This window comes from Rhodococcus sp. NPDC056506 (assembly GCF_042794945.1).
In the GTDB taxonomy this organism is placed as follows: domain Bacteria; phylum Actinomycetota; class Actinomycetes; order Mycobacteriales; family Mycobacteriaceae; genus Rhodococcus_F.
On sequence record NZ_JBHTSW010000025.1, the window covers coordinates 21,199 to 38,853 of the forward strand.

The 17,655-nt window shown below is 64.9% G+C and carries 9 protein-coding genes and 3 tRNA genes; 5 read left to right on the forward strand and 7 right to left on the reverse strand.

Annotated elements, in window-relative coordinates; all coding sequences use genetic code 11:
* Positions 1 to 7 precede the first annotated feature (7 nt).
* Positions 8 to 89: transfer RNA gene (locus ACFQ6H_RS19435), tRNA-Leu, on the reverse strand.
* A 73-nt stretch (positions 90 to 162) separates the two neighbouring features.
* Positions 163 to 879, reverse strand: coding sequence for a hypothetical protein (locus ACFQ6H_RS19440; protein WP_378647986.1), 717 nt, complete (start codon positions 877 to 879; stop codon positions 163 to 165).
* Between the two features lie 419 nt (positions 880 to 1,298).
* Between ACFQ6H_RS19440 and ACFQ6H_RS19445 the strand changes: the two genes are divergently transcribed.
* The gene (locus ACFQ6H_RS19445) at positions 1,299 to 10,607 is read left to right on the forward strand and encodes a fatty acid synthase subunit beta domain-containing protein (RefSeq protein ID WP_378647988.1); all 9,309 of its coding nucleotides are present in this window, start codon (positions 1,299 to 1,301) and stop codon (positions 10,605 to 10,607) included.
* A 10-nt stretch (positions 10,608 to 10,617) separates the two neighbouring features.
* Positions 10,618 to 11,016, forward strand: a complete 399-nt coding sequence (locus tag ACFQ6H_RS19450) for a holo-ACP synthase (protein ID WP_378647990.1) — start codon at positions 10,618 to 10,620, stop codon at positions 11,014 to 11,016.
* Between the two features lie 58 nt (positions 11,017 to 11,074).
* On the opposite strand, the gene ACFQ6H_RS19455 is transcribed toward ACFQ6H_RS19450, so the two are convergent.
* Positions 11,075 to 11,776 (reverse strand): TetR family transcriptional regulator, encoded by a 702-nt coding sequence (locus ACFQ6H_RS19455; protein ID WP_003945379.1) that lies wholly within the window; start codon positions 11,774 to 11,776, stop codon positions 11,075 to 11,077.
* 290 nt (positions 11,777 to 12,066) lie between these two features.
* Between ACFQ6H_RS19455 and ACFQ6H_RS19460 the strand changes: the two genes are divergently transcribed.
* Complete coding sequence (locus tag ACFQ6H_RS19460; RefSeq protein ID WP_378647992.1) at positions 12,067 to 13,416, forward strand: dipeptidase; 1,350 nt, start codon at positions 12,067 to 12,069, stop codon at positions 13,414 to 13,416.
* On the opposite strand, the gene bcp is transcribed toward ACFQ6H_RS19460, so the two are convergent.
* Complete coding sequence (gene bcp, locus ACFQ6H_RS19465; RefSeq protein WP_007733290.1) at positions 13,413 to 13,886, reverse strand: thioredoxin-dependent thiol peroxidase; 474 nt, start codon at positions 13,884 to 13,886, stop codon at positions 13,413 to 13,415. The two genes, ACFQ6H_RS19460 and bcp, sit on opposite strands and share 4 nt — an antisense overlap.
* Before the next feature lie 145 nt (positions 13,887 to 14,031).
* Here bcp and ACFQ6H_RS19470 point away from each other — a divergent pair, with 145 nt between their 5' ends.
* Entirely contained in the window at positions 14,032 to 14,253 is a 222-nt protein-coding gene (locus ACFQ6H_RS19470) for a DUF3618 domain-containing protein (RefSeq protein WP_003945299.1), read from the forward strand.
* A 66-nt stretch (positions 14,254 to 14,319) separates the two neighbouring features.
* Here ACFQ6H_RS19470 and ACFQ6H_RS19475 read toward each other — a convergent pair.
* The 3 genes from ACFQ6H_RS19475 to ACFQ6H_RS19485 form a co-directional block, all read right to left on the reverse strand.
* Positions 14,320 to 14,392: transfer RNA gene (locus ACFQ6H_RS19475), tRNA-Lys, on the reverse strand.
* A gap of 93 nt (positions 14,393 to 14,485) precedes the next feature.
* The gene (locus tag ACFQ6H_RS19480; protein ID WP_378647994.1) at positions 14,486 to 15,916 is read right to left on the reverse strand and encodes an amidase; all 1,431 of its coding nucleotides are present in this window, start codon (positions 15,914 to 15,916) and stop codon (positions 14,486 to 14,488) included.
* Positions 15,917 to 16,027: 111 nt separating this feature from the next.
* Positions 16,028 to 16,100, reverse strand: a tRNA-Lys gene (locus ACFQ6H_RS19485).
* Positions 16,101 to 16,468: 368 nt separating this feature from the next.
* Between ACFQ6H_RS19485 and ACFQ6H_RS19490 the strand changes: the two genes are divergently transcribed.
* Positions 16,469 to 17,638, forward strand: coding sequence for an Ig-like domain-containing protein (locus ACFQ6H_RS19490; RefSeq protein WP_125052658.1), 1,170 nt, complete (start codon positions 16,469 to 16,471; stop codon positions 17,636 to 17,638).
* Positions 17,639 to 17,655: the final 17 nt, after the last annotated feature.

Here is a 17,655-nt window from a genome sequence, read left to right on the forward strand (position 1 = left end):
TTCGTTGTGCGCGAGGGGGGACTTGAACCCCCACGTCCTGAGACACTGGAACCTAAATCCAGCGCGTCTGCCAATTCCGCCACTCGCGCGCGGAATTCAAAGGATACGCGAGTGGAATCGCTCGCGGGAACACCACCCTGGTCGGGATGCGCCCGCCTGCTCTCAGGCCGATTCGGCGAGTGGATCCGCTGCCGGCGGGGTGGTGGTTTTCTTCGACCGGCGCGGTTGCTCGGCCGTGCGTTGATACCGCCACGCAGCGTGGGTGAGTGTCCGAACATCGACGTCGAGGTGTTCCGACACCGCAACAAGCAATTCGGCTGCGTCGGTGCTCGACAACAATTCCTCGCTGCTGCTCGCCTCGGTGGCGAACCGTGCAAGCAGTTCTATCGAGGTTGCGGTCAACTTCCCGGACAGGAACACCAGCGTCTCGAAGGTCCTCGGACCGAGGCCCGGAACGGAGACGACTGCCGAGCGGAGGATTTCGGTGTCCTCGACGTCGGCACTGGACCGGCAACCGGCTTCGACGAGCGCCTTGGCTGCGCGAGCTACACCTTCGGCCTTGGTGGAGTAGTTGCCCGGCACGCGCTGGCGATTGCCGAGAACCGTTGCGAGTTCGTCGCCACGGTCGGTGAAGGCGGCGAGAGCGGACAAGTTGTCGAGATGTTCGCCGGCCTCCACCGACCGGTGCGTGCGCCAACGGTCGACGACAGCGCGGACTCCGGTCTTCGGCGTTCCGTACGCGGCGCGTGACGAGAAGATCGCGTCGAGAAGGGCCGCTTCGGACTCGAGCGGCCAGCCTTGATTCCAGTGCGGCCACGCCTCGCGCGGAAGTTCGGCGCCGATGAATTCGACGGCTCTGACTATGTCTGTGTCTTCCATGATTTCTCCCCCCGAGAAGTTGTCCTGTGTGGACGCGCTGAACGTAGCGAGGGGGTCCGACAGATTGTGGCCGCAAACGCACGGGATCGACCGTCCGTCAAGGAGGTCACGAATTGGTAACAATAAATATGAGGGGTTCCTCAGGTTTCTGAAAATCCCGGTAACAGTCCCAGGCAGGGCGTTCGCGACCTACTCGCGAGTCACTTTCTCGAACTCTCGTGAGGAAGATCACGGCCCTGAAAGTCCAGATTTCGAGGGCGTCGACAAACGTGAGGAAATCCTCATGATTCTGTGTAAACCTTGTCTTGCACGAACGCCCTGACTCCGTCGATTCTCTCGACGAATTCGCGAGCACTTCAGCCGGGCGGCACACCGCAAATCCCACCTCGCCGCAGAGGTGACCAGGAGAGGACGTACGCGTGACGATCGATGACACGACACCTACAGGAAACGGACGCGACTCGAAGGGTGGACGCCGTTTCGGCGTCGATGGGGGACAGTCCCGCACGACCAGCAAAGGTGCCCTCGTCGATTCGCTGAACAACGGCGTTTCCTACGCAATCGCTTTCGGTGGACAGGGCGCTCCCTGGCTCACCTCGCTCGAGGAGCTTAGCCGTGACAACGGCCTGGAACCCGTTCTGACCGATCTGGTCAATGACGCAGCCGCACGCCTTGCACCGGTCGCACAGGATCTCCTCGTGGTTCGCCCGGTCGGATTCGATCCGATCGCGTGGATGCTCGAAGCCGAGATCGTCGACGAAGAAGAAGGTGAGAAGTCGGCGGGACCTTCCGCTGCAGCGCTCACCGCAGCTCCGGTGTCGCTACCCGGTGTCTTCCTCACGCAGCTTGCGGCGTTGCGTGCCCTCTCCGCTCAGGGTCTGGATGTAGCCGGCAACCCGCCTGCTGCCGTCATCGGCCACTCGCAGGGCCTTCTTGCCACGGCTGCCGTAGCCGCCCAGGGCAACGACGACGGTGAGCTCCTCGCCGTCGCACAACTCGTCGGTGCTGCTGCCAGCTTGGTCGGCCGTCGCCGCGGCGTCATCGCCGGCGCGTCCGCGAAACCGATGGTTGCGGTCTCGGGTGTCGATCCCGAGCGTCTCGCTGCCATCGTCGCCGAGCTTGCCGAGGGTGTTGCGCCCGAGCGTGCAGCTGTTCTCGCCATCCGCAACGGCCGTCGCCGTGTCGTCCTTGCCGGACCGCCCGCTCAGTTGGCACGTGTGCAAGAGCGCTGCGAGCAGATCGAAGCCGAAGAAGCCCGCGAGCGTGAGGGCAAGAAGCGCGGCGGTTCCGTCTTCGCTCCGTCCTTCGATCCGCTCGACACCGAAATCGGCTTCCATCACCCCGCGTTGGCCGAGGCCGTCGAACTGGTCGGCAGCTGGGCAACACGTTGCGGTCTCGACGCGGACCGTGCGCGCGAACTCGCGCAGGGTGTCCTCGTCGATCCGGTCGACTGGGTCGAGGCTGTCGACGGTGCAATTTCCGCCGGCGCCAAGTGGATTCTCGATCTCGGACCCAGCGATCAGCTGACCCGCATGACGTCCTCTTCGCTGCGTGGACAGGGCGTCGGCATCATCGCCGCAGCCACCCGCGGTGGACACCGCAATCTGCTCACTCCCGGTGCTGCGCCTGAGGTCTCACGTTCGTGGTCCGAATTCGCGCCGAAGCCCGTTGCGCTCCCCGGCGGCCGCATCGGCGTCGAGACCGCGTTCACGAAGCTCACCGGTCGTTCGCCGATCCTGCTCGCAGGCATGACGCCGACGACGGTCGACGCCAAGATCGTTGCCTCGGCAGCCAATGCCGGTCACTGGGCCGAGCTCGCCGGTGGCGGACAGGTCACCGAAGAGATCTTCGAAGACCGTGTCGCAGAACTGAAGATGCTGCTCGAGCCGGGCCGCGCGGTCCAGTTCAACTCCCTGTTCCTCGACCCGTACCTGTGGAAGCTGCAGCTCGGTGGCAAGCGCCTCGTGCAGCGTGCCCGTACTGCCGGTGCTCCCATCGACGGCGTCATCGTCACCGCCGGTATCCCGGAACTCGAAGAGGCTGTTGCCCTCATCGACGAGCTGTCCGAGATCGGCATCACCAACATCGCGTTCAAGCCCGGCACCGTGGCGCAGATCCGCTCCGTGATCCGCATTGCCAACGAGGTTCCGAACTTCCCGGTCATCGTCCACATCGAAGGCGGCCGCGCCGGCGGACACCACTCGTGGGAAGACCTCGACGACCTGCTCCTCGACACGTACGCCGAACTGCGCACGCGTCCGAACCTGGTCATCTGCGTCGGCGGCGGCATCGGAACACCCGAGCGCGCAGCCGATTACCTGACCGGACGCTGGTCTGCCGCAGCCGGTTTCCCGGCCATGCCCGTCGACGGCATCCTGGTCGGCACTGCAGCCATGGCGACTCTCGAGGCCACCACCTCTCCCGAGGTCAAGCAGCTTCTCGTCGACACACCCGGTACGCCGGACTGGGTCGGTGCCGGTACTGCCGAAGGCGGAATGGCCTCTGGCCGTAGCCAGCTCGGTGCCGACATCCACGAGATCGACAACGCGGCTTCGCGTACCGGACGCCTCCTCGACGAGGTTGCCGGCGATTCCGAGGCAGTGGCCGAGCGCCGCGACGAGATCATCGCCGCCCTCGACGTCACCGCCAAGCCGTACTTCGGCGACGTCGAGACCATGACGTACGCCCAGTGGCTGCGTCGTTACCTCGAGCTGACCGTCGGGATCGACGCCGCCAAGGAATTCGACTGCGGCGCAGATATTCAGGACGCCATCGTCGAGGCGACCTCGAGCCCGTGGCTCGACATCACCTGGCGTGCTCGCTTCGGCGAGATGCTCCAGCGCGCCGAGGCGCGACTGCACCCGGTCGACCGCGGTCCCATCCCCACACTGTTCGGCGATGCCGAGACCCTCGAGCGTCCCGAGGCTGCGATCTGCGCACTGCAGGCGTCGTACCCGGACTACTCGACGACCGTTCTGCATCCCGCAGACGTCTCGTTCTTCATCTCGCTCTGCAAGACACCGGGCAAGCCGGTCAACTTCGTTCCCGTTGTCGACGGTGACGTGCGTCGCTGGTGGCGCAGCGACTCCCTGTGGCAGGCACACGATCCCCGCTACACCGCCGATCAGGTTTGCGTCATCCCCGGCACCGTTGCCGTCGCCGGCATCACCCGTGTCGACGAGCCGGTCGGCGACCTGCTCGATCGTTTCGAGAAGGCCACCTACGACGAATTGGTTGCTGCCGGAACCACTCCGGTTGCACTTGCGAGCCGTCGCCACCAGGATTCCGCACCCGGACTTCTCGACGCCGTCCTCTCGGCTCCTGACCTCCAGTGGGCCGGCCGCCTGACCCAGAACCCCGTCCGTCGTCTCGGCGACCTCGAGGAGTGGAGTGCGGAGTCTGCCGACAAGGCAGTACACGGCACCACCGGGTCCAGCCTGACCGTCGTCGATTCCTCGCACGTGCTGCTCTCGGTTCCGTTGGTGGCGGACAAGTCCGTCGACATCACGATCACCATCCCCGAGTCCGTGATCGACGGCGGCGCTCCGGTTGTCACCGAGGCAGACGCCGAAGGTGCGATGTCCGCGCTGCTGGCAGTTGCTGCCGGACAGGAACTTCCGACAGTCAAGAACGGCAAGGCCCGACTCAACGTCGCGTGGGTTCCCGATCGCATCGCCGATCACGCCGGTGTCACCGGTTCCGGCCTGCCCGCCACGCTCAGTGTCAGCGGCAAGGCTGTTCCGGACGTCGTCGTCGGAGCATGCTGGCCCGCGGTCTTCGCCGTCCTCGGCGCAGCCAAGCTCGACAGTCTTTCCGTCATCGAAGGCATGCTCGACCTGGTCCACCTCGACCACACCGTCGACTTCGTCGGTGAGCTTCCCTCCGAGACAAGCATTCTCGTCGTCAACGCCGAGGTCGCCTCGGTTCTCGACACCGACCTCGGTCGCGTCGTCGAGGTCAAGGTCGAGGTCGGTGCCATGCTCGGCGAGGGCCTCGACGCCCCCGCAGTCGTCACCATGACCGAGCGTTTCGCGATCCGCGGCCGCACCGGTGCCGGAGAACTCGCCGACCCGGCTCGCGCCGGTGGATCGATCAGCGATGCGGCTGTCGACACCTCACGTCGTCGTCGCCGTGACGCGAAGATCCTCGCGCCGGTCAGCATGGGCGCCTTCGCTCAGGTTTCCGGTGACCACAACCCGATTCACACCTCCGACAACGCCGCTCTGCTGGCCGGACTCGGAACCCCGATCGTGCATGGCATGTGGCTCTCCGCCGCAGCGCAGCAGGTTGTCACCGCAGTCGACCCGGCCGAGACCCGCGTTCCGCCGCGCCGCCTGACCGCCTGGACCGCCCGCTTCCTCGGGATGGTTCGCCCCGGTGCCGAGATCGACGTCCGCGTCGACCGTGTCGGTATCGACCAGGGCGCTGAAATCGTCGAGGTAGGCTGCCGCATCGACGGCGAACTGGTCATGGTCGCCACCGGTCGCACCGCCGCACCCAAGACCGTCTACGCCTTCCCCGGCCAGGGCATCCAGCGCCCGGGCATGGGCCTCGACGCCCGCGCCCGCTCCAAGGCCGCGCGCGACGTCTGGGAGCGTGCCGACAAGCACACCCGCAAGGCACTCGGATTCTCGATCCTCGCTGTCGTGCGCGACAACCCGGTGACCGTCAAGGCGCGCGGTGTCGAGCACAAGCATCCCGACGGCGTCCTTCACCTGACGCAGTTCACCCAGGTGGCCATGGCCGTTCTCGGTGTTGCTCAGGTTGCCGAGCTGCGCGAGTCCGGAACCTTCATCGAGGATTCGCTTCTGGCCGGTCACTCGGTCGGTGAGTACAACGCACTCGCCGCTGTTGCCGAGGTCTTCCCGCTCGAAGCACTTCTCGAGGTCGTCTTCCAGCGTGGCTCTGCGATGCACCAGCTCGTTCCCCGTGACGAAGCCGGACGCTCCGACTACCGCATGGCCGCTATTCGCCCGTCGCAGATCGGTGTTTCCGACGACGACGTGCAGGGCTTCGTTGCCGGTGTCGCCGAGGCTTCCGGTGAGTTCCTCGAAATCGTCAACCTGAACCTGCGTGGCAGCCAGTACGCCATCGCCGGTTCGGTAGCCGGTCTCGACGCACTCGAGATCGAAATCGACCGTCGCCGCGCAGAATTCGGTGGCAAGCGGGCATACATCCAGGTCCCCGGCATCGACGTTCCGTTCCACTCCACCGTGCTTCGCGGCGGCGTCGCGGACTTCCGCGTATGCCTGCAGGACTTGCTCCCGCACGACATCGACCCGGACATCCTGATCGGCCGCTACATCCCGAACCTGGTTCCGAAGCCGTTCTCGCTGCGTCGTGACTTCGTTCAGGAAATCGCCGACTTGGTGCCGTCCGAGCCGCTGCAGGAAGTCCTCGCAGACTTCGAGCGCTACGCAACGCGCACTCACGAGTTGTCCCGCATCATCCTGATCGAGTTACTGGCGTGGCAGTTCGCCAGCCCGGTTCGCTGGATCGAGACGCAGGACCTGCTGTTCGGCGACGAGTCCGAAGGTGGACTCGGGGTCGAGCGCTTCGTCGAGATCGGTCTCGGCGCTGCCCCGACCGTCGCGAACCTGGCGTCGCAGACCCTCAAGCTGCCGGGCCGCTTCGGCTACCCGGTCGAGGTTCTCAACGTCGAGCGTGAAGCTGCGATCGTCTACGGCACCGACGTCGATCCGGCCGTCGATGACGACGACGAGATCGAAGCCCCTGCCGCGCAGGCTGCTCCGGTTGCCGCAGCTGCCGCTCCGGTCGCTGCTGCTCCCGCTGCACCTTCGGGCGGACCGCGTCCGGACGACCTCACCTTCAAGGCGCCCGACGCCACGAAGGTCCTGATCAGCCTGTGGACCAAGCTCCGTCCCGATCAGGTCGGCCCCGCCGACACGATCGAAGCACTCTGCGACGGCGTCTCCTCGCGTCGTAACCAGCTCTTGGTCGACCTCGGCTCCGAGCTGTCTCTCGGCGCCATCGACGGTGCCGCAGACGCCGACATGGGCTCCTTGGGAGCAACCGTCGACAAGCTCGCCCGCACGTACAAGCCGTTCGGACCGGTGCTCTCCGATTCGATCAACGATCACCTGCGCAAGGTCTTCGGCCCCTCGGGCAAGCGCCCCGGCTACATCGCCGACCGCGTCAAGAAGGTCTGGGAACTGGGCGACGGCTGGGCACACCACGTCACCGCAGCAGTGGCTCTCGGTACCCGTGACGGCGCCAGCATCCGCGGCGGCGACCTCGGTGGCCTGAGCTCCGGCGCACTGGCCGACGCTGTAGCAGTGGACGCAGTCATCGACAGCGCAGTTGCCTCGGTCGGGTCTGCTCGCGGAGTCAGCGTCTCGTTGCCGGCTACCGGCGGCGGAAGCGGCGGAACCGTCGACGCAGCCGCTCTGGGTGAGTTCACCGAGAACATCACCGGTCGCAACGGCGTTCTGGCCTCGGCCGCACGCCTGGTGCTCGAGCAGCTCGGACTGAACGAAGAAACAGCAGTCGCGACGGTCGAGGACACCGAACTGGTCGACCTGGTCTCGGCTGAACTCGGCTCCGACTGGCCGCGTTTGGTTGCTCCGGCATTCGACGCGCAGAAGGCTGTGCTGCTCGACGACCGCTGGGCAAGTGCGCGTGAGGATCTTGCGCGTATCTGGCTGGGCAGTGAGACCCTCTCGGTCGAGAACTTCATTGGAGCCGGTAACACCGTTGCCGCCCAGGCGAAGTGGTGGGCTGCCCGTGCAACCGGCGAAGGCCGCACGGCGCTCGCCGAGGTCTACACCCGCATCGCTGATGCGGCTACGGCGGCAGAATCCGACGCACCCGAATGGGCAGGCGAGGTCGCAGTCGTGACCGGCGCCAGCAAGGGCTCCATCGCGGCAGCGGTCACAGGCAAGCTCCTTGCCGGTGGCGCAACGGTATTCGTGACCACTTCGCGACTGGACGGTCAGCGTCTCGGCTTCTACCGCGACCTGTACCGCGAGAACGCTCGCGCCGGTGCCGCCCTCTGGGTGGTTCCCGCGAACATGGCGTCGTACACCGACGTCGACGCACTGATCGACTGGATCGGCAACGAGGCCACCGAGAACGCAGGCGGCGCAAAGAAGCTCATCAAGCCGGCCATGACGCCGACGATGCTCTTCCCGTTCGCAGCTCCCCGTGTCGGCGGTGAACTTTCCGACGCCGGCGCTCGCGCCGAAATGGAAATGCGCGTGTTGCTCTGGTCTGTGGAGCGCCTCATCGGCGGTCTCTCGAAGATCGGTTACGACAGCGACGTCGACACGCACCTGCACGTGGTGCTGCCAGGTTCGCCGAACCGCGGAACATTCGGTGGCGACGGTGCTTACGGTGAGGCCAAGGCTTCGCTGATCGCCGTGGTGAACCGTTGGAAGGCCGAGCGCAACTGGGCCGAGCGGGTCACGTTGGCACACGCCGTCATCGGTTGGGTTCGCGGAACCGGACTCATGGGGCACAACGATCCGATCGTCGACGCTGTCGAAGCAGCGGGCGTCCGCACCTGGTCCACGCAGGAAATGGCGACCCAACTGCTGAAGACGGCAACGCGTGAGTCGCGTCGCGCTGCTGCAGAGGCTCCGCTCGAGGTCGACCTGACCGGCGGACTGTCCGAGGCCAACCTGGATCTGGGTGCTTTGGCCAAGGAGGCTGCCGAGGTTGCCGAGATCGCCGAAGCTGTCGACGAGGCAGTGGACGAGTCCAGCATCCTGGCACTGCCCGCGCCGGCTCGCATCGACGACTCGGTCAAGGCTCCGAGCTGGCCCGAACTGGACGTCACCCCCGCGGACCTCGTGGTCATCGTGGGCGCCGGAGAGCTCGGACCCTACGGTTCCTCGCGTACCCGCTTCGAGATGGAGGTCGACGAGCAGCTTTCTGCCGCAGGCGTTCTCGAATTGGCGTGGAACACCGGACTCATCGTCTGGGAGAACGACCCCAAGCCGGGTTGGTACGACGTCGAATCCGGTGACCTGGTACCCGAGGCGGAAATCGCCGACAAGTACCACGACGCAGTCGTCGAGCGTTGCGGCATCCGCCGCTACGTCGACGAGGGCGCGATGATCGACAACACCGCTCCGCTGCTCACCTCCGTGTTCCTGGACAAGGATCTGAGCTTTGTGGTCGGCAGTGAGGCCGAAGCTCAGGCCTTCGTCGAGTCCGATCCGGAGAACACGACGGCGACGGTTTCCGCCGAGTCCGGAGACTGGACGGTCACCCGCCGCGCAGGCACCGAGATCCGCGTCCCGCGCAAGATGAAGCTGACTCGTAGCGTCGGCGGCCAGATCCCGACCAACTTCGACGTCACCAAGTGGGGCATCCCCGCCGACATGGCAGATTCGGTCGACCGCGTCGGTCTCTGGAACATCGTCGCAACGGTGGACGCCTTCCTCACCGGCGGCTTCACCCCGAGCGAACTGCTCCGCTGGGTACACCCGAGCCTGGTCGCCAACACGCAGGGCACCGGCATGGGCGGCATGACCTCCATGAGGAGCCTGTACATCGACACGCTGCTCGGCGAGAACCGCCCGAACGACATCCTGCAGGAAGCGCTGCCGAACGTCATTGCCGCGCACGTCGTTCAGTCGTACGTCGGCGGCTACGGTGCGATGGTTCACCCCGTCGCCGCCTGCGCCACGGCAGCGGTATCCGTCGAAGAAGGCGTCGACAAGATCCGACTCGGCAAGGCGCAGTTGGTTGTTGCCGGCGGGTTCGACGATCTGAGCACGGAAGGCATCATCGGCTTCGGTGACATGTCGGCCACTGCGAAGACCGAGGACATGCACGCTAAGGGCATCGAAGATCGCCGCTTCTCGCGGGCAAACGATCGTCGCCGCGGCGGATTCGTCGAGTCGGCCGGTGGCGGAACGATTCTGCTCGCTCGCGGTGACCTGGCACTCGAGATGGGTCTGCCCGTCCTCGGTGTGGTCGCCTGGGCCGGGTCGTTCGCCGACGGTGTCCACACCTCGATCCCGGCACCGGGACTCGGAGCACTGGGCGCCGGACGTGGGGGAGCGGATTCACAGCTCGCACTCTCGCTCAACGCTCTCGGAGTGAGCGCCGACGACATCGCCGTGATCTCCAAGCACGACACCTCCACTGCCGCCAACGATCCCAACGAGGCAGAGCTGCACGAGCGCCTCGCCGGGGCATTGGGACGCAGTGAAGGCGCGCCGATGTTCGTGGTTTCGCAGAAGAGCCTGACCGGTCACGCGAAGGGTGGTGCCGCAGCCTTCCAGCTGATCGGACTCTGCCAGGTACTGAGCCAGGGCATCGTCCCGCCGAACCGCAGCCTCGACTGCGTCGACGACAAGATGGCCGAGTTCGAGCACCTCGTGTGGGCGCGTCAGCCGCTCAAGTTCGGTGAGCAGCTTCCGCTGCGCGCCGGCCTGCTGACCAGCCTCGGCTTCGGTCACGTTTCCGGACTGATCGCAGTCGTGCACCCGCAGGCATTCGTCGAGTCGGTTCCGGCCGACAAGCGCGCGGATTATGTTGCGGCGGCGCAGCAGCGGACGATCGACGGTCAGCGTCGCCTCACCAAGGCGATGTGCGGCGGCGACAGCCTCTACGAGCGTCCGGCGGATCGTCGCCTCGGCGCCGACGGAACGCCGGCCAAGGCGTCGCGTCAGCTCGAAGCGGACATGCTGCTGAGCGAGGACGCACGACTCGGCGCAGATCAGGTGTACCGCTCGAATCTGCCCGGCTGCAAGTAATAATCACGGTATGGGAGTTCTGGGTATCGGCTTCGACCTCGTGACGGTGTCGGAGTTCGCCGAGCAATTGAACAGGCCGGGAACGGCAATGCTCGACAACTTCACACCGGGCGAGCGTCGAGACGCCGCTACCCGGAGCTCCGAACCGGCACGACACTTCGCGGCGCGGTGGGCAGCGAAGGAAGCAGTGATCAAGGCTTGGTCGACTGCTCTCTTCGCCAGCCCGCCGGTGCTGGGGGAGATGATCCACAATCAGATCGAAGTCGTCTCGGACGCCTGGGGTCGCCCCGGCATCCGGCTTCGCGGTGACGTGGCCAAACACCTCACCGGAGTGAAGATCCACATCTCACTCACTCACGACGGAGACATGGCCGGCGCCTTCGCGGTCATCGAATCCGAACCTGGGTAACACCACTGGACACGAAAGAGCCGGTCTCCCAAAGGGAGACCGGCTCTTTGTCGTTCGACTAGTCCTTCGTGCGCGATTCCTTCTCGGCAACAAGGAGATACGCGATCATGAGCCTCTTCAGTTCGGCGACCGCGTCGGCATGTGACTGACCGTCCTGAACCGAGAAATTGAGCATCGAATACACTACGTGGACAAGGACTTCCGCCATCATCAGGCGACGATCTCGCCGCGTACGCGGCGTCAACGGGCCCAACATTTTCGCGACCGTCTCGGCGAACTGCTTCTCGTGAATGACGCCGGTGGCCCGCGTGGACGGTGTCGACTGCATCGCCAGCCAGACCTCGCGGCGCGACGGATCAGACGTCCACAGCCCGGCCATGTGATCGACGAAACTGTTCAGGAACCGCAGCCAGTCGAGCGAGGGCACTTCGCCGCCGAACTGGGCAAGCTCGTGCTGGACCCCGACGAGGTCCTGGCGGTTCAATTCACAGACGATGACGTATTTGTTCGCGAAGAACTGGTAGAGCGTCCCAATCGGGACGTCAGCACGCGCCGCGACTTCTTCACAGGTGAACGATTCGAATCCGACATCGGTGAGGAGTTCACGTGACGCCGCCAGGAGGGCGTCGAATTTACGCTGGCTGCGTTCTTGCGTCGGACGCTTGCGCGGCAGCAGTTCCTGCGGTTCTTCGAGGCTTTGGGGATTCTCCAGTGCAGGGTCGACTCGCCGCCGCGCGCGGTGACGAGTCGTGGGCTGCACGTCTTCCAGGCTATCGGTGTTTTCTGTCGAATTTGGGACTTGTGCGTTATCCGGTGTCATCGGCCACCTACTTCGGCGGTCGTGATCGGTCGAAACGCACCGCGCAGGTGCGCGCACACGAGTCCCGATGCTGTTGCCACACCTCGATACTAGGTGACCACCTGTCCAGTAGCCGAAGAGGTTGCTGCGCGGTGTGGCGCAGCGGCGATCCTGCCGACTCCGTTCGTCTGATTCGGGCAGACTGAGATTCTTCGGGCACACCGAGATTCGATGCCGAGGAGAGGGAGACGATGACGGAAGAACTGCGAACCGCGGTACGTGAACTCATGGCGCGTGCCCGTGAAGATATGAGTGCACTTGTGGCGATGAAGTCCGTCGCCGATGCACGGCAGTACCCGCCGGAAGAATGCGCAGCCGCGGCACATTGGGTGCTGGAGGCATTCCGTGATCAGGGTTTCGCCGATATCGAGGCGATCGAGACCTCCGACGGTTCGGCCGCGGTCGTCGGGCGTCGACCAGGCCCGGCCGGTGCCCCGACCGTTCTGCTGTACTGCCACTACGACGTTCAGCCGCCCGGAAACGAAGAGCTCTGGGGCTCGCCGCCTTTCACGCTCACGGAGCGAGACGGACGGTGGTACGGACGCGGTGCTTCCGACTGCAAGGGCAACGTCGTCATGCATTTGACGGCGCTGCGAGCGCTTTCCGCTGCCGGTGTGGATCCGAGCGCGCATCTGACGATCGTCGCCGAAGGTTCGGAGGAGATGGGGACCGGCGGTCTCGAGGATCTGGTGCGCGAGCGGCCGGAACTCTTCGCGGCAGACATGATCCTGATCGCCGATACCGGCAACACGGAGGTCGGGGAGCCGACGATCACGACGTCACTACGCGGGATCGCCAACGTGGTGGTCCACGTGTCGACGCTCGAGGGTGAGATTCACTCCGGTGTCTTCGGTGGGCCGGCGCCCGATGCGATCACCGCGCTGGTGCACATTCTGTCGACGTTGCACGACAGCGACGGAAACACCACCGTCGAAGGCTTGACCAACGACCAGGAATGGGCCGGGGTCGGCTACGACGACGATCAGTTCCGCTCCGATGCGGGAGTACTCAACGGTGTGCAGCTGACGGGTTCCGGTTCGGTCGCCGAGCAGGTGTGGGCTCGTCCGGCGTTGACCATTCTGGGTATCGACTGCCCGCCGGTCGTGGGCTCGGCGGCGGCGATCACGCCACGCGCGTCCGCACGCCTGAATCTTCGCGTCCCGCCCGGCACGGATCCGGCGCAGGCACAGAAGTTGTTGACAGACCACCTCCTGGCAGCGGCGCCGTGGGGCGTCCACATCGAGGTCGTACCGGAATCGACGGGATCGCCGTTCTCGTCCTCGACGGAGGGGGCAGGTTTCGCGCAGCTGAAGTCCGCGCTCACCGATGCCTACGGCCGGGAAGTGGGATTTGCCGGACAAGGGGGATCGATACCGCTGTGCAGTGCACTGGCCGAGCAGTTCCCCGACGCGGAGATCGCGTTGATCGGCGTCGAGGAACCGCAGTGCCGCATTCATGCACCTGACGAAAGCGTCGACCCGTCGGAGATCGAGAATCTCGCTTTCGCGGAAGCGCTGTTCTTGACCAGGTACGGGAGTTAGACCGACAGATCGCGTCGTAGCTTGGCGACGTGGCCGGTGGCCCGGACGTTGTACTGGGCCACCTCGATCTTGCCTTCCTCGTCGACGAGGAACGTCGAGCGGATGACGCCCTGGACCGTCTTGCCGTACATCTTCTTCTCACCGAACGCGCCCCAGGCTTCGAGCGTCGCCTTCTCGGGATCGGAGAGAAGCGGGAAGGTCAGCTCTTCGGTATCGCGGAACTTCGCGAGTTTGGCGGGCTTGTCCGGTGAGATTCCGATGACTTCGAGGCCGGCGCCGTTGAGTTCGGCGAGGCTGTCACGGAAGTCGCAGGCCTGCTTGGTACACCCCGGGGTGCTGGCCGCGGGGTAGAAGTACACGATGACCTTGCGGCCGCGGTAATCGTGGAGCGAAACCTCGTTGCCGTCGGCGTCGGGGAGCGTGAAATCCGGCGCGACGTCGCCGGCGGACAATCTACTGTTCTCGGTCACGGGAATCGAGGTTAGTCGAGAAATTGCGCGGCAGGTGGGCGCGAGGGCATTCTGCTCCTCTACGGTAGAGCGAAGTGTCGGCGCGCTGCGTCCGCACAGCAGACCCGCACACAGAGCAGCAGAACACAGACAAGTTGGAGGACACGTGCCCAGGGACACCGAGAGCATCGAGCGCGAGATCGAGAAGGCGCGTAACCAGCTCGCGAGCACACTCGACGAACTGACGGTCCGCACCAACCCGAAGCGGCTGGTCGAGAACACCAAGAAGACGGTGCTCGCCAAGCTCAACGAGCCGGCAGTGAAGTACGCGCTGATCGCAGTCGGTTCGGTGGTGGGACTACTCGTGGTCCGGAAGATCATTCGCTGACCCGAGTTTTCGTAGGCAGTACATGAAGAAGGCCCCCACCTCGTGAGGTGGGGGCCTTCTTGCAAGTGCGCCCACAGGGACTCGAACCCCGGACCCAGTGATTAAGAGTCACTTGCTCTACCAACTGAGCTATAGGCGCTCGCTCTTGCGAGACAGAACATTAGCCGACAGGCTCGGGAGTTTGCAAAACGCGTGTTCATCGTGGTGACGATGGTTACATCGCCTCTGTAATTCACGAGTGTGGCGGGCGCGAATGCGGCCAGCGGACGGTGCTTTCCAACTGCTGTGCGACTGCGAGAATCGTCGGTTCACCACCGCTGCGCGCAACCAGTTGAACGCTCAGGGGGAGCCCGCGTTCGGAGAAGCCGGCGGGTACGGCGGCTGCCGGATTACCGCAGACATTCCAGATCGAACAGTAGGCGGCGATCGGCAACGCCTTACGGACTGCGGACAGAAGGCCGGTTCCTTCGAGCTGTCCGATCGGGCGCGGCAAGGCGGGCGTCGTCGGCATCAGGACCAGGTCGAAGGTGTCGAAGACCTGGTTGACCGTCGCTGCAATTCGCTTACCTTTGCGGTACGCGAATTTCCCGACGCGCTCGGGGGCGGCAATCCGGCCGATGGTTGCGAGTGCGCGCGTGCGCTTCTCGAGGAGCGCCGGATGATCGACGCGCAGTGCCTCGTCGCGGACGCCGCCGAGCACCTGGGGGAGAAATGCCGCAGTTGCATCCGGGTACTCGGGGTCGTGTTCTTCGACGTGATGTCCCAACGCGCTCAACATCTCTGCGATCGAGCGCACCGCGGCAATAACCTCCGGTGACGGGCGGACTCCCCGGACCGGACTCCGGGTGGACACCGCGATGCGAAGCGGCCCGGGAGCCGACGCGGCCGACTCGGCAAAGCTGGTGCCGAGCGTTTCGGCTGTGTAGTCGTCGGTCCCGGTGGTGCCGGTGATCGCGTCGTACACGAGTGCGCTGTCCTCCACGGAACGAGTGAGAGGGCCGAGCGTGCCGAGTCCGCGCCAGAGGTTTCGGTTCGGCGCGGTACTTACCCGGCCACGCTGCGCTTTCAGTCCGAACAGGCCGCAGAAAGCCGAAGGCAATCGAATGGAACCGCCGCCGTCGCCGCCTATCGCCGCCGCGACCATTCCCGAGGCGACGGCCGACGCAGATCCTCCGCTCGATCCGCCGGTGGATGCGCCAGTGTCCCAAGGGTTTCTGGTGTAGCCGTTTGCGGCGGTCTCGGTGAAGGGCCAGATGCCGAACTCGGGCATCGTCGTCTTGCCGACGATCACCGCGCCGGCCTCGCGCAAACGGCGCACGACCTCCGAGTCAGCGGAGGCGATGCGAGTTGCTGCCGCACCGCCGTACGTCGTCGGCGTTCCGGCGACGTCGTTCTCGTCTTTGATCGCGATCGGAACTCCGTGCAGTGGGCCCAGGCTGTGGCCGTCGGCCTGGCGCTGATCGAGACGTGTCGCTTCGTCGAGCGCTTCGTCTGCGAGAACTCGCACAAAAGCATTGAGCGTCGAATCGAGGCGTTCGATACGGCGAAGTGTGTTCTCGGTGAGCTCGCGGGCCGATATTTCTCCGGACCGGATCAGAGCGGTCTGACCCGCCACACCGGCAAATGCCAGCTCGCTGCCCGGTGTGGTTTCGCGCTCGGTCATCAATCCTCCAGGCCGTGGTTCCGATAACTGTGAAGTCTATTCACCACAACCTGTTCACCACGACACAAAGAAAAATCCCCACCTTCCGAAGAAGGTGGGGACCTTTGCAAGTGCGCCCACAGGGACTCGAACCCCGGACCCAGTGATTAAGAGTCACTTGCTCTACCAACTGAGCTATAGGCGCTCGCTCTTGCGAGACAGAACATTAGCCGAATCGCCGGTTCGGGAGCAAATCGCCAGGTGGAGGCGTCACCGCTGTAGTCCGATCGGAGGAAATCCGCTGAAAGCGGTAACAAAACGGACGGTTCGGAGCGATTGATACTTGAACGTTACTGACGGCGTGGCCTTTCATGACCGTTGGTAACGAGCGCGCCTGGCATCATTGGTGCAGCGCAGTCATACCGCAAGTCCCACTTGCCTTCCGGTAAGTGGGATTCGCATGTGACGCGGAAGTTAGTCGGAGAAATTGTGAAGCGGAGTCGAACGATGAGTCGTCAAAGGTGGGGTCTGTCCGTGCGCGGGGGGAACGGTCGAGCGTCGAAGGGCGCGGCGATGATCGCGGCGTCTCTCGGTGCTCTCGTTCTGATGACCGCGTGCACGTCGGGCGGCAAGGACGTCAGTACCGAAGGGTCGGCGCCGATCGATTCCAATCCGCTCACCGAACTCATCAAGCCGAAGCTCACCTCGACCGCTGCCGACGGCGCTGTCGGCTTCTCGCCGGGCGACCCGGTCAAGATCAACGTCGCTGACGGCGCTCTGTCCGACGTGACGATGGTCAATCAGGACGGCAAGGCAGTTGCCGGCGCGATTGCTGCCGACGGTGCGTCGTGGACCACTACCGAGCCACTCGGCTACAACCGCAAGTACAAAATCGAGGCCCGCGCATTCGGATTGGGCGGCGCCAGTACGACGGTCACATCCTTCACCACCAGCGCGCCCGGCAACGTCACCAAGCCGTACGTCCTGCCGAACGAGGGCGACGTTGTCGGCATCGGTCAGCCCATCGCCGTGCAGTTCGACGAGAACATCCCCGATCGCAAGGCTGCCGAGGCGGCGATCACCGTCACCACGACTCCGGCCGTCGAAGGTGCGTTCTACTGGGTCAACAATCGTGAGGTCCGCTGGCGTCCGGAGAACTACTGGGCACCGGGCACCAAGGTCGACGTGAGCGTCAACGTGTACGGACGCAATCTCGGAAAGGGAGTCTTCGGGCAGGAAGACGCGAAGAGTTCCTTCACCATCGGTGACGCCGTCATCGCCACGGCGGACGACAACACCAAGCAGGTCACTTTCCAGGTCAACGGTGAGACTGTCATGACCATGCCCACCTCCATGGGCAAGGACAGCACTCCCACCGACAACGGCGTCTACATCATCGGTGACCGCTTCGCGAACATGATCATGGACTCGTCCACGTACGGCGTCCCGGTCACCTCGGCGCAGGGTTACAAGACTCCCGTCGACTGGGCGACCCGAATGTCCTACAGCGGCATCTTCTTCCACTCGGCGCCGTGGTCGGTCGGGCAGCAGGGCTACTCCAACACCAGCCATGGCTGCCTCAACCTGAGCCCGTCCAACGCCAAGTGGGTCTACGACAACACCAAGCGCGGAGACATCGTCGTGGTCAAGAACACCGTCGGCGGCACGCTCTCCGGCACCGACGGCCTCGGCGACTGGAACATCCCGTGGAGCGTCTGGAAGACCGGCAACGCGGACGTCTGAGCGCGCCGCTGAAGCAC